Origin of the sequence: Pseudomonas sp. HMSC057H01, from assembly GCF_001836405.1 — a bacterium.
Taxonomy (GTDB): Bacteria; Pseudomonadota; Gammaproteobacteria; order Pseudomonadales; family Pseudomonadaceae; genus Pseudomonas; species Pseudomonas aeruginosa.
In genome coordinates this window covers 40,291-53,186 of sequence record NZ_KV828383.1, presented here as the reverse complement: position 1 = coordinate 53,186, position 12,896 = coordinate 40,291, and the positions used below count along the sequence as shown (strand labels likewise).

General features: G+C 68.5%; 12 protein-coding genes. 3 read left to right on the top strand and 9 right to left on the bottom strand.

Going from position 1 to position 12,896, the window contains the following annotated elements; genetic code table 11:
• Positions 1-21: 21 nt before the first annotated feature.
• The 4 genes from pvcB to HMPREF2581_RS02765 form a co-directional block, all read right to left on the bottom strand.
• Entirely contained in the window at positions 22-897 is an 876-nt protein-coding gene (gene pvcB, locus HMPREF2581_RS02780; RefSeq protein ID WP_003089257.1) for a paerucumarin biosynthesis oxygenase PvcB, read from the bottom strand.
• 17 nt (positions 898-914) lie between these two features.
• Positions 915-1,901 (bottom strand): paerucumarin biosynthesis protein PvcA, encoded by a 987-nt coding sequence (pvcA, locus tag HMPREF2581_RS02775; RefSeq protein WP_003139453.1) that lies wholly within the window; start codon positions 1,899-1,901, stop codon positions 915-917.
• 214 nt (positions 1,902-2,115) lie between these two features.
• On the bottom strand, positions 2,116-3,102 hold the full coding sequence (locus HMPREF2581_RS02770; protein ID WP_003131823.1) for an asparaginase: 987 nt from the start codon (positions 3,100-3,102) through the stop codon (positions 2,116-2,118).
• Positions 3,103-3,201: 99 nt separating this feature from the next.
• Positions 3,202-4,647, bottom strand: a complete 1,446-nt coding sequence (locus tag HMPREF2581_RS02765; protein WP_003089254.1) for an alanine/glycine:cation symporter family protein — start codon at positions 4,645-4,647, stop codon at positions 3,202-3,204.
• 168 nt (positions 4,648-4,815) lie between these two features.
• Here HMPREF2581_RS02765 and HMPREF2581_RS02760 point away from each other — a divergent pair, with 168 nt between their 5' ends.
• A complete protein-coding gene (locus HMPREF2581_RS02760) occupies positions 4,816-5,634 on the top strand; it encodes a transcriptional regulator (RefSeq protein ID WP_003089253.1) in 819 nt (272 codons plus the stop codon).
• Between the two features lie 132 nt (positions 5,635-5,766).
• Here HMPREF2581_RS02760 and lpdA read toward each other — a convergent pair whose 3' ends face one another.
• From lpdA to HMPREF2581_RS02740, 4 genes are read right to left on the bottom strand one after another with little or no spacing between them, the layout of a single operon-like run.
• The gene (lpdA, locus tag HMPREF2581_RS02755) at positions 5,767-7,161 is read right to left on the bottom strand and encodes a dihydrolipoyl dehydrogenase (protein WP_003120146.1); all 1,395 of its coding nucleotides are present in this window, start codon (positions 7,159-7,161) and stop codon (positions 5,767-5,769) included.
• Between the two features lie 3 nt (positions 7,162-7,164).
• Entirely contained in the window at positions 7,165-8,451 is a 1,287-nt protein-coding gene (locus HMPREF2581_RS02750) for a dihydrolipoamide acetyltransferase family protein (protein WP_003139455.1), read from the bottom strand.
• Entirely contained in the window at positions 8,452-9,504 is a 1,053-nt protein-coding gene (locus HMPREF2581_RS02745) for an alpha-ketoacid dehydrogenase subunit beta (protein WP_003089248.1), read from the bottom strand.
• Positions 9,501-10,733, bottom strand: coding sequence for a 3-methyl-2-oxobutanoate dehydrogenase (2-methylpropanoyl-transferring) subunit alpha (locus tag HMPREF2581_RS02740; RefSeq protein WP_003111886.1), 1,233 nt, complete (start codon positions 10,731-10,733; stop codon positions 9,501-9,503). The genes HMPREF2581_RS02745 and HMPREF2581_RS02740 overlap by 4 nt, the downstream gene beginning before the upstream one ends.
• Positions 10,734-11,042: 309 nt before the next feature.
• Between HMPREF2581_RS02740 and HMPREF2581_RS02735 the strand changes: the two genes are divergently transcribed.
• Complete coding sequence (locus HMPREF2581_RS02735) at positions 11,043-11,504, top strand: Lrp/AsnC family transcriptional regulator (protein WP_003089245.1); 462 nt, start codon at positions 11,043-11,045, stop codon at positions 11,502-11,504.
• 71 nt (positions 11,505-11,575) lie between these two features.
• Positions 11,576-11,869 (top strand): inner centromere protein, encoded by a 294-nt coding sequence (locus HMPREF2581_RS02730; protein ID WP_003113727.1) that lies wholly within the window; start codon positions 11,576-11,578, stop codon positions 11,867-11,869.
• On the opposite strand, the gene HMPREF2581_RS02725 is transcribed toward HMPREF2581_RS02730, so the two are convergent.
• Complete coding sequence (locus HMPREF2581_RS02725; RefSeq protein WP_003139459.1) at positions 11,870-12,871, bottom strand: DNA topoisomerase IB; 1,002 nt, start codon at positions 12,869-12,871, stop codon at positions 11,870-11,872. It abuts the gene before it with no gap.
• Between the last annotated feature and the right edge of the window lie 25 nt (positions 12,872-12,896).

The window sequence follows — 12,896 nt, the reverse complement described above, 5'->3', positions numbered from 1 at the left end:
CGCGCACGGCCGGCGGGGCGGTCAGTCGCGCTGCAGGTGCGGGTTGCGCAGCGCCGGCTCGGCGTGGATATGCACCCGCCGCAGGTGGCGCGGCGCGCGGTGGACGAAGGCCTCGCGACCGTGCAGCAGGGTCAGGTTGTCGGCGATCACCAGGTCGTCGCTGCGCCAGCGGTGGGCGTAGTGCGCCTGTGGGTGGTACAGGCAGCGGCGCAGGCTGGCGAGCAGTTCGCCGCGCTGTTCCGGGGCGATGCCGTCGTAGTGGAACTCGGAGGGGTTGATGAAGCTGGCGTCGCCCTCGACCGGCGGTTCGCAGAAACGCAGGATGGGGAATTCTCGGCGCGGGTGGCGCTCGACTATCGGTGCCGCCGAGCGGCTGCTGTAGTGCGCCGCGCTGCGCTGGTACCGGCCGCTGGCGCGGCGCCAGAGTTCCAGCTCGCTACTGTCGGCCAGTTGCAGCGCCGCCGGGGTCGAGCTGAAGGTGGTGCGGCCGCCGTCGCTGTCGCCGGGCGCGTCGACACAGTGGAACAGCTGGAATTCCGGCACCGTCTCCAGGTACATGCCGTCCCAGTGCAGCGGCACGTAGTTGTTGGCGAAGATGTGGTCCTCGGCGCCCTCCTGTTCCACCAGCTCGAGCACCGCGCCGAACGGCCACAGCATCACTTCGCCGAAGTCGTGGCAGTAGCGGGTCAGGCTCTCGGCGTCGGCGAAGGCGGCGAAGCCGCGCAGGAGCAGCAGGTGGTGGCTGCGCGCCAGGCCCTTGAGCCACTGCGCCGGCAGCTCGCCGACGTGCATGCCGGGGCGGCCGGGCTCCAGCAGCAGGCCGAAGCGCGGCTGGTTGCCCTGTTCGTCGCGCAGCGGCGAGAGACGTACCGGTTGATCGCTGAGATAGGCGTTCATCGTCTGGCTCCTCGGGCTCAGGCCACGGCGGCGCGCCGGGCGGCCCTGGCCGGCAGGCGGTAGTGACTGGGCTGGCCGTTGATCTGCACCAGTTCGCCGCCGAGTTCCAGCACCTCGCTGCGCTTCATCAGCACGAAGCGGTCCTCGGTGTTCACCGCCACGCCGTGCCAGGGCGTCAGCCAGTCGTCGCGGGTCGGCATCATGTGGATGCCGAACTTCAGGCTGTCCGCCGGCTGCGGATGGATGGACAGACGGATCGCGCGGGGGAACTGGTCGGCCAGCAGCGCGCCCCAGGCCCAGCTGCGCTGGATCACCCCGTAGGCGCGCTCCTTGGCGTCGCGTTGCAGGGCGGTCTTCGAGCCCTGGTAGTCGGGGGTCAGGCCGTCCTCGTAGAGGAAGCGGGTGATGGCGCGGTACAGCAGCAGGCCTTCTTCGCTGGCCAGCAGGGTCTCGCGGATGCTTTCCAGCGGCTCGGCGTAGCCGTCGATCAGCAACTGGCGGAGCTGCTCGTGGTTGTCGCGCTGGGCCTCGAAGGCGCGTACGTCCTCCAGGTTGAACACGCCGATATGGGTGGCGCCGATCTCCTCGATCATCAGGCGCAAGGCATCCTGGTAGGCGCTGATGTGCGCATCGCCGATCCTCACCAGGTCGCCGAACACCCGGCCGTCGGAGCAGACGGTGATCTTCGCGCCCGGTGCATAGAACAGCTGGATGCGCTGGCACAGGTGGTTGAGGAACGACAGCGACAGGCGCTCGGCCATGTCCGGACGGCTGTCGAGGACCTTGCCGGGGTTCGGCGACTTGGCCGGAAACGCCGGCAGGACGAACTCGATGGGCTCGCCGGCTTCGATGAAGGCGGCGATACGCGGCAACTGGACCTGTTCGATGCGGCGGACCTCGTCCGCTTCGCTGGCGCTCTGGCGATGCTCGGGGTAACGGCGGCGATAGAGCAACAGTTCTTTCAATACGCGTGCGGGAAGGGTGTCTTCGGCGATGGCGTACATGCAGGTGTTTCCTCCTTGTGGGCGGATGCCGGCGGGGCCGGCAGCGGAAGGCGACATCCTGTGGACTCGCCGCCGGGGGATAAACCGGGGAAGGCCGGAAACACTGTTCGCTGAAGCTTGACGATGGGCGCCGGGCACGGGCGGGCCGCCGGCGTTGTCGCGTATCGCGGGGAGCTCGGAAGGAAGCGGCCGCCGGCGGGCGGCCGCAGGGCGGTCAGTCGGCGTTCTCGCCGCACAGGTCGAGGGCGAACCAGCGTTGCGCTTCGTCGCGTCCGAGGCCGGCGCCGAGCAGGCCGAAGAGCTTGCCCAGGGCCGCCTCGCGGGTCATTCCACCAGCCGAGAGCAGGCCGGCGTCGCGCAGGCGGCTGCCGGCGGCGTAGACGCCGAACTCGACCTGGCCGTAGGCGCACTGGCTGACCGCGGCGAGCAGCACGCCGCGGGCGTGGGCTTCACGCAGGGTCGCCAGCAGCTCCTCGTCGTCGGACGGGCCGGTGCCGCTGCCATAGCATTCCAGCAGCAGCGCTTCCACGCCGCTGTCGAGCAGTCCGCGCAGGTGCGCGGCGCGCAGCCCTGGATAGAGCGGCAGCACGGCGAGGTTCACTTCCCGGCGCGGCTGGCGGTAGCCGAGCGCCGCGGGCACCGGCGCAGGCTCGGCGTGGCGTGGTCGCGGCAGTTCGGCGAAGGCGTCGAACGCATCGCTGCGCAGCTTGCTGACCCGCGCGCCGTGCAGCAGGGCATCGTTGAAATAGACCTGTACGCCGCGCGCGTGGCCCTCCTGGAGGACGCGCAGGGCGCCGACCAGGTTGTCCCAGGCATCGCTGCCCGGCGCGCCGGCCGGCAGCATGGAGCCGGTCAGCAGCACCGGGATCGGCAGGTCGAGGAGCAGGAAGGACAGCGCCGCGGCGCTGTAGGCCAGGGTGTCGGTGCCGTGCAGGAGCAGCACGCCGTCGTGGCCGGCGTCGAGCGCGGCGACGATGGCGTCGCGCATCGCCAGCCAGTTGCCCTGGGTCATGTTGGCGCTGTCCAGCGGCGGTTGCAGTTCGGCGAAGCGCCAGCGCAGGTCCGGGGCGTCGCCGAGGCTTTGCAGGTGGTCGCGCATGCGCGCTTCGAAGCCGCCGGCCGGGGCCAGGCCCTGCGGGGTCTGCAACATGCCGATGGTGCCGCCGGTGTAGAGCACGAAGAGGTTCTTGACTGGGAGCATCCGTAATCCTTGTGTCGGGCCTTTTCGCGACGGACGTGCGAAGAGGGGACGCCATTGTGGCGCAGGCGCCGCTCCAGGGGGAGGGCGCCTGCGCGAAACTCAGCGAGTGCCGCTCGGCAGCGGCTCGGCGTCCGCCTGCGCCGGGGGCTCGGCGTGCTGGCCGGCGGGCCAGGCTTCGCGGTCCAGGTCGAGGTCGGCGAACTGCGCCGAGTCGAACACCGGCTGCTTGATCCCGGCGCGGCGCTGCACGTCGTAGTCGCGCATCACCCGCAGGCCGACCTTGAACAGCAGAGCCAGGGCCATCAGGTTGACGAAGGCCAGGCAGGTCATGGTGATGTCGGCGAAGGCGAACACGGTGGACAGGTCCTGCACCGAGCCCCAGACCACCAGGGCCAGCACCAGCGCGCGGTAGCCGATCAGCACCAGGCGGTTGCGGCTGAGGAACTGCAGGCTGTTCTCGCCCAGGTAGAAGTTGTAGAGGATGCAGGTGAAGACGAACAGCGACAGGGCCACGCTGACGAACACCCGGCCCCAGTCGCCGACCACCGCGGCCAGGGAGTTCTGGGTGAGGACGATGCCGTCGCCTTCGAAGCCCGGGGTGTAGAAGCCCGAGAGCAGGATCAGCAGGGCGGTGCAGGTGCAGATCACGAAGGTGTCGAGGAACACGCTGAAGGCCTGGACCACGCCCTGCGCCGCCGGATGGCGCACGGCGGCGACCGCGGCGACGTTCGGCGCGCTGCCCAGGCCGGCCTCGTTGGCGAAGACGCCGCGCTTGACGCCCATCACGATGGCGCTGCCGAGTAGGCCGCCGAACGCCGGGTCGAGGCCGAAGGCGCTCTTGACGATGGTTTCCAGCATTGCCGGGACGTGCTCGATCTGGCTGGCGATGACGTACAGGGTGACACCGATGTAGGCCAGGGTCTTGATCGGCACCAGCAGGTCGGAGACCGCGGCGATGCGCTTGATACCGCCGATGAAGACCACGCCGAGCAGCACCGCCAGGGCGATCCCGGTGTGCTGCGGGGCGAAGCCGAAGGCGTTCTGCAGCGAATGGGTGACGGTGTAGGACTGCAGGCCGTTGAAGGCGAAGCCGTAGGTCACCAGCAGGAGTACCGCGAAGACCACCGCCATCGAGCGCAGCTTCAGGCCGTGCTGGATGTAGTAGGACGGGCCGCCGCGATACAGGCCGTCGCCGTCGCTGCGCTTGTAGACCTGGGCCAGGGTGCATTCGAAGAAGCTGCTGGACATGCCGACCAGCGCGGTGACCCACATCCAGAACACCGCCCCCGGACCGCCGAGGGTCACGGCGATGCCGACCCCGGCGATGTTGCCGGCGCCGACCCGGCCGGCGAGGCTCAGCATCAGGGCCTGGAAGGAACTGAGCTGGCCGGCCTGGCCGCGCAGTGATTCCCTGAACACGCCGAACATGTGGCCGAAGTGGCGGAACTGGACGAAGCGCGAACGGATCGTGAAGTAGGCGCCCAGGCCGACGATCAGGACGATGAGGACTTTTCCGGAAAGGAAATCGTTGAGCATTTCAAGCATGGAGGTCTACCTCGGTTCTTATTCTGGTGTCGGCGTGCGCTGCGGCAGCGCCTTGGTGCGCGGCGCATGGTTGGCCATGACGCACCCGGTTACAATTTCGTGGGTTGCTCCTGCTTGATGCGACCTGATGCTAGAATCGCGTCCATAGCATCACTTTCGGAGCCGCCGATGTCCGAGCACCTGGGCGCCAATCTCAAGCTGCTTTGCAGCCATTACCGCTCGATTTCCGAGGTTTGCCGGCAATTGGCGATCAATCGCGCGCAGTTCAACAAGTACCTCAGCGGCCAGAGCCAGCCGACGCCCTACAACCGCAAGCGGATCGGCGACTTCTTCGGCGTCGAGGACTACGAGCTGGGCTTGCCGCCCGAACAGTTCGCCCGCCTGATCGGCGCCCGTGCCAGCGCCCAGCCGCGCCAGTCCAGCAACGACCCGCTGTTGCGGCTGCTGCAACCGCTGCGCGCCGAGGCCGGCGACCTGGGCCGCTACTGCGGCTACTACTTCGAATATGCCAACTGCATGTCGGTGCCAGGCAGCATCCTGCTCTCCCTGGTGCATCTCTACGAGGAGGACGGGGTGTTCCTCTTCGAGCGCCAGGAACGCCAGGAGCGCACCAGCAGTACCGACGTGCAGGCAGAGGAGTGGGCGCGTTGCCGTTATCTCGGCGCGGCCTTCCAGTTGCAGGACCGGGTGTTCCTGATCGACTACGAGTCGCTGACCCTCAACGAGATGAGCCAGACCATCCTCATTCCCAGTTTCAAGAGCCGTATCACCCGCCTGAACGGCCTGAAGATGGGCGTTTCCAGCGGTGACCGGCGGACCCCGGCATGCAGCCGGGTGGTCTGGGAGTACCTCGGTGCGGAAATCAACCGGATCAACGCCTACCGCCAGGTGCGCCTGTACCGCCCGGACGATCCGCGGATCGACGAGGATATTCGCCAGCGCCTGGCGGCGGGGAGCTTGCGGCATGGGTTGCTGGAGACGGAGTGAGGGGCGGGGGATCGCGCAGGGCGGTGAGACCTGCTGACGACCCGGTTCGCGGCCACGAAAAAAGCCCCCTTGCCCGACGGGCAAGGGGGTAATGTGCGCCGGTGGTTGGCCGGCTACCGAGGTTCGTGGGAGTCAGATGTGCAGGGCGTGTCCCAGCGCGCGCAGGGCGGCTTCCTGGACCGCTTCGCCGAGGGTCGGATGGGCGTGGATGGTGCCGGCGATGTCTTCCAGGCGGGCGCCCATCTCCAGCGACTGGGCGAAGGCCGTGGACAGTTCCGAGACCGCCTTGCCCACCGCCTGCCAGCCGACGACCAGGTGGTTGTCGCGACGCGCCACCACGCGGACGAAGCCTTCGTTGGCCTCCAGGGTCATGGCGCGGCCGTTGGCGGCGAACGGGAAGCTCGCCACCAGGCAGTCCAGGCCGGCATCCTTCGCCTGCTCCGGGGACAACCCGGCGACCACCACTTCCGGATCGGTGAAGCACACCGCGGGGATCGCCACCGGGGCGAACTGGCGACGCTTGCCGGCGATCAGCTCGGCGACCATCTCGCCCTGGGCCATGGCCCGGTGCGCGAGCATCGGCTCGCCGGCGAGATCGCCGATGGCCCAGACATTGCGCATCGAGGTGCGGCACTGGTCGTCGACCTTCACCGCCCGGCCGTTCATGTCCAGGCCCAGGCTTTCCAGGTTCCAGCCTTCGCTGCGCGGCTTGCGGCCGACCGCCACCAGTACCTGGTCGGCGGCGATCTCGCGCTCCTCGCCGGCGCCGTCGCGGACCCGCACGCCGTTCTCGCTCGGGCCCAGCAGGCTGTGCCCGAGGTACAGCTCGACGCCCAGCTTGCGCAAGGCCTGGGCCACCGGCTTGGTCAGTTCTTCGTCGTAGCCCGGCAGGATGCGCGGTTGCGCTTCCACCACCGCCACCTCGACGCCGAGCTTGCGGTAGGCGGTACCCAGCTCCAGGCCGATGTAGCCGCCGCCGACCACCACCAGGCGCTTGGGCAGGCTGCCGGGCGCCAGCGCCTCGGTGGAGGAGATCACCTTGCCGCCCAGCGGCAGGATCGGTAGCTCGACGCTCTGCGAGCCTGCGGCCAGCAGCAGGTGCTCGCACTCGATGCGCTGGCTGCCGCCGCCGGCGAGTTCGACCGCCACGCTTTTGCCGTCGAGGATCCTCGCCCAGCCCTGGACGACATCGACCCCGTGTTTCTTCAGCAGCGCGGCGACGCCGCTGGTGAGGCGGTCGACGATGGCGTCCTTCCATTCCACGGTGCGGGCGATGTCGATGCTCGGCGCCTGTACCTGGATGCCCAGCGCCGACCGGCCGGCATAGTGGCGGGCCTTGAGGTATTCCTCGGCGGCGTGGATCAGCGCCTTCGACGGGATGCAGCCGACGTTCAGGCAGGTGCCGCCGAGGGCGGCGCCCTCCACCAGTACGGTGGGAATGCCCAGTTGCCCGGCACGGATCGCCGCGACGTAGCCGCCGGGACCGCCGCCGACGATCAGCAGGGAAGTCTTCAGGATCTGGCTCATCGCTTACTCCAGGAACAGGGTGGCAGGATGTTCGAGCAGGCCGCGCACGGCCTGGATGAAGGCCGCCGCGTCCATCCCGTCGACCACCCGGTGGTCGAAGGAGGAGGAGAGGTTCATCATCTTGCGCACGACGATGTTGCCGCCGACCACCATCGGTCGCTCGACGATGCGGTTGACGCCGACGATGGCCACCTCAGGATGGTTGATCACCGGTGTGCTGACGATCCCGCCGAGCGCGCCGAGGCTGCTCAGGGTGATGGTCGAGCCGGACAGCTCCTGGCGTTGCGCCTTGCCGCTGCGCGCGGCTTCGGCCAGGCGCGCCACTTCGCTGGCGTTGCCCCAGAGGTCGCGCGATTCGGCGTGGCGCAGCACCGGCACCATCAGGCCGTTGTCGCTCTGGGTGGCGATGCCGACGTGCACCGCGCCGTAGCGGGTGACCACCTCGGCCTCGTCGTCGTAGCGCGCGTTCAACTGCGGGAAGTCGCGCAGCGCCACGACCATGGCGCGGACCAGGAACGGCAGCAGGGTCAGCTTGCCGCGCTGGCCACCCCATTTCTGGTTGAGATGGGCGCGCAGGGCTTCCAGGTCGGTGACGTCGACTTCCTCGACATAGCTGAAATGCGGGATGCGTCGCTTGGCGTCCTGCATCTTCTGGGCGATCTTGCGACGCAGGCCGATCACCGGCACCGCCTGTTCGTCGTGTCGCTCGGCATACCCTTGCGCGGCGCCGCCGCTGCGCGTGACGCTGCCGTCCTGGGTCAGGTAGGCATCGAGGTCCTCGTGGAGGACGCGTCCGGCGGGACCGCTGCCCTGCACGAACTGCAACTCGATGCCCAGGTCGCGGGCGCGCTGGCGCACCGCGGGGGAGGCCAGCGGGCGTTCGCCGGGCTGGCGCCGCTGCCGTGGCGCCTCGCTGTCGCGCAAGGCGCGCGGCGCTTCGGCGGCGGCTTTCGGCGCCGCGACCGGGGTCTCCTTGGGTTCCTCCGGGGCGGCTGCGACGGGCGCGGCCGGCGTCGCCGCGGCCGGACTCTCGGCGAGGTTGCCGGCGCCTTCCACCTCCAGGCGGATCAGTTCGCCGCCCACCGCCATCACCTGGCCCGGCTGGCCGCCGAGGGCGAGGATGCGTCCGGCCACCGGCGAGGGAATCTCCACCGTGGCCTTGTCGGTCATCACCTCGGCGAGGACCTGGTCTTCATTGACCGAGTCGCCGACCTGGACATGCCACTCCACCAGTTCGACCTCGGCGATGCCTTCCCCGATGTCCGGCATCTTGATCACATGGGTACCCATTCAGACCTCCATCACACGCTTGAATGCCGCGCCGACGCGCGCGGGGCCGGGGAAATACGCCCACTCCTGGGCATGCGGGTAGGGGGTGTCCCAACCGGTGACGCGCTCGATCGGCGCCTCCAGGTGGTGGAAGCAGTGCTCCTGCACCAGCGACATCAGCTCGGCGCCGAACCCGCAGGTGCGGGTCGCCTCGTGGGCGATGACGCAGCGGCCGGTCTTCTTCACCGAGGCGACGATGGTTTCCAGGTCCAGCGGCCAGAGGCTGCGCAGGTCGATGATCTCGGCGTCCAGGCCGGTCTCGTCGGCTGCGGCCTGGGCCACGTAGACCATGGTGCCGTAGGTCAGCACGGTCAGCGCCGCGCCGGGGCGGACGATCGCCGCCTTGTCCAGCGGCACCTTGTAGTAGCCGTCCGGCACCTGGCTGGCCGGATGCTTGGACCAGGGCGTCACCGGGCGGTCGTGGTGGCCATCGAACGGGCCGTTGTAGAGGCGCTTGGGCTCGAGGAAGATCACCGGGTCGTCGTTCTCGATGCAGGCGATCAGCAGGCCCTTGGCGTCGTAGGGGTTGGACGGCATCACCGTGCGCAGGCCGCAGACCTGGGTGAACATCGCCTCCGGGCTCTGGCTGTGCGTTTGCCCGCCGTAGATGCCGCCGCCACAGGGCATGCGTACGGTCATCGGCACGATGAAGTCGCCGGCCGAGCGATAGCGCAGGCGCGCCGCCTCGGAGATCAACTGGTCGGAGGCCGGGTAGACGTAGTCGGCGAACTGGATCTCCACCACCGGGCGCAGGCCGTAGGCGCCCATGCCGACCGCGGCGCCGATGATGCCGCTCTCGGAGATCGGCGCATCGAACACCCGCGAGGTGCCGTATTTCTTCTGCAGGCCTTCGGTGCAGCGGAACACGCCGCCGAAGTAGCCGACGTCCTGGCCGAATACCACCACGTCGTCGTCGCGCTCGAGCATGATGTCCATCGCCGAGCGCAGCGCCTGGATCATGGTCATGCTGGTGACCGTCTGGGCGTTCTCGTGTTGCGGGTTCATGGCATTCATACCCCGAGCTCCTGGCGTTGCCGGCGCAGGTGCTCCGGCAGTTCTGCATAGACGTCCTCGAACATGCTGGCGGCGCTCGGCACCCGGCCGTCGATCAGGGTGCCATGGCTCTCCGCCTGTTTCTGCGCGGCCAGTACTTCGGCTTCGAGGGCCTTGTGGGTGGCTTCGTGCTGTTCCTCCGACCAGATGCCGAGGCCGATCATGTGCCGCTTCAGGCGGGCGATCGGGTCGCCCAGCGGGAAGTTGGTCCAGTCGTCGGCGGGGCGGTACTTGGACGGGTCGTCCGAAGTCGAGTGCGGGCCGGCGCGGTAGGTGACCCATTCGATCAGGCTCGGCCCGAGGTTGCGCCGGGCGCGCTCGGCGGCCCACTCGGAGGCGGCGTAGACCGCCAGGAAGTCATTGCCGTCGACCCGCAGCGAGGCGATCCCGCAGCCCACGCCACGGTTGGCGAAGGTGGTGCCTTCGCCGCCGGCGATGGCCTGGAAGGTGGAGATCGCCCACTGGTTGTTGACCACGTTGAGGATTACCGGCGCGCGGTAGACATGGGCGAAGGTGAGGGCGGTGTGGAAGTCCGACTCGGCGGTGGCGCCGTCGCCGATCCAGGCCGAGGCGATGCGCGTGTCGCCCTTGATCGCCGAGGCCATGCCCCAGCCGACCGCCTGGATGAACTGGGTGGCGAGGTTGCCGGAGATGGAGAAGAAACCGGCCTCCTTGCTCGAGTACATGATCGGTAGCTGGCGGCCCTTGAGCGGGTCGGCCTCGTTGGAGAGAAGCTGGCAGATCATGTCCACCAGCGGGTATTCGCGGGTGATCAGGATGCCTTGCTGGCGATAGGTCGGGAAGCACATGTCGCCGTCGCGCAGGGCCAGGGTGTGGGCGGTGGCGATGGCTTCCTCGCCGAGGCATTGCATATAGAAGGAAAGCTTTTTCTGCCGTTGCGCGGTGAGCATGCGCGCGTCGAACAGACGGGTCTTGAGCATCGCCCGCATGCCGCGCAGCAGTTGTTCGTTGCTGAGCTGCGGATTCCAGGGACCGACGGCGTGGCCGTCGTCGTCGAGCACGCGTACCAGGCTGTAGGCCAGGTCGCTGGTCTCGGCGGGCTCGACATCCACCGGCGGCTTGCGTACCTCGCCGGCGGGGGACAGGTGCAGATAGGAAAAGTCGGTCTTGCAGCCAGGACGCCCCGTGGGCTCCGGGACATGCAGACGCAACGGCTCGTAATCACTCATGACAGGCCTCCGGCCCGGTCCGGGCCAAACGGTTGGAGAGATCAGAAACGGGCGAACGGCGCTCGAAGCGGCGGACTGGGCGGATGGCGGGTTCCCGTCCTGTGGGTGGGGGCGGGTTGCAGGCATGCCGGGGTACGGCAGGCGCGATGGTACTGGGTGACGTCACTCATGGTGAGGCCCTCGGGTTTTGTTTTTGTAATTTCAGTATAGGCTTCGGGTGCTAGTTTTTTGCTCCAAATTGACTAAGGTATTCCGACAGTATTGGGTTGTTTGAACTACAAGAATCGCTGACAAGAGAAACAACGCACCATGGCTGAACTCGACCGCATCGACCTGAAAATCCTCCGCGCCCTGGCCGACGACGGCCGCCTGAGCTGGCGCGATCTCGCCCAGAAGGTCGGCCTGTCGCTGACGCCGACGCTGCGCCGGGTACGCCGCCTGGAAGAGGAACACTACATCCAGGGCTACTTCGCCCGGCTCGACGAGGAGCGCCTGTCCGGGGCGATGAGCGTGTTCGTCTCGGTGTCCCTGGAAAAGCAGACCGGCGACTACCTCGCGCGCTTCGAGGAACGCATCGTCGATGCGCCGCAGGTCATGAGCTGTTTCCAGATGACCGGCGATGCGGACTACATGCTGCGGGTTGTGGTCAAGGATCTCGCCGCCTACCAGGCGTTCCTCACCAATACCCTGACCTGCATTCCCGGCGTGGCTGGCATCAAGTCGGCCTTCGCGCTGAAGTCGGTGATGCTGCGCTCGGCCCCGCCGCTCTAAGCATAGACCCTGTTTATCTGCGTAACGTTACGCTATTCTGATTGCGTAACGTTACGCAGATGGAGGCGTTCATGAAAGCCAGCAAACCCGGCCCCAAGCCGAGCGGCAAGGCCAAGTCGGCCGCCCAGCGGATGCGCGAGTACCGCGCGCGCAAGGCCGAGGAGGCCCTCGGCGCCGAGCATTCCGACAAGGAGCGCGAGCGGCAGATCCGCCGCGAGGCGCGCGCCGAACTGGAACGCGTGAAGCTGGAGCAGCAGCGCCGCGAACACACCCTGCGCAAGGAACTGGAAGCCTGCCAGACCGAGATTGGCCGCCTGCTCGGCCTGCTGCGCCGGCACGGCATCGATCCGCACCCGGGCAACTGATCAGCCGGGCGTGTCGAGGAAGGCCAGCAGGGTCGCTTCCTCGGCGCTCAGCCAGCGGCGCTTGCGGGCGCGCCTGAGCTGGCCCAGTTGCCCGGCCTGGTAGGCCTCGATGATCGCCGGGTGGATGTAGCATTGCCGGCAGATCGCCACGCTGTTGCCCAATTCGGCGGCGACCTCCGCCACCACCGCGCCGAGCCCGTCGGCTTCGGCACGCCGCAGGCGCTCCAGCGCCAGCGCGCTGCCGGCCCAGGTGCGGTAGTCCTTGGCGCTGAAATCCTCGCCGGTGTGCCGGCGCAGGTACTCGTTGATGTCGTGGGAGCCGATGCGGTGCGGCTGGCCGTCCTCGTCCAGGTACTGCAACAGGTCCTGGCCGGGCAGTTCCAGGCAGCGCCGCAGCACCCGCGCCAGGCGCGGATGCTCCAGGCTGACGTCGTGCTCGATGCCGCTCTTGCCCTTGAAGCGGAACCGGATGCGACTGCCGTTCACGTCGACGTGCCGGGTACGCAGGGTGGTCAGGCCGTAGGAGCGGTTGTCGCGGGCGTAGCGGTGGTTGCCGACGCGGATCAGGGTGGCGTCGAGCAGCGCCACCGCCAGGGCCACCACCTTGTCGCGACCGAGGCCGGGCAGGCGCAACTGGGCGTCGATGTGCCGGCGCAGCCCCGGCAGCGCCTGGCCGAAGCGCAGCAGGCGCTCGTACTTGTCGGCATCGCGTACCTCGCGCCAGCGCGGGTGGTAGCGGTACTGCTTGCGCCCACGGGCGTCGCGGCCGGTGGCCTGGAGATGGCCGTTGGGGTCGGGACAGATCCAGACCTCGCGATAGGCCGGCGGAATGGCCAGCTTGTCCAGCCGGCGGATTTCCTCGGCGTCGCCGATGCGCTGGCCGTCGGCGTCGAAATAGACGAAGCGCTTGCCCTGCCGGCGTCGACGGATGCCCGGCTGGCGGTCGTCGACGTAGCAGAGGCCGGCGGGCAGGGCGGGGATCTCCGGTGGCGCTGCGCTCATGCTTGGGTTCCGAAGGAAAGCTTGC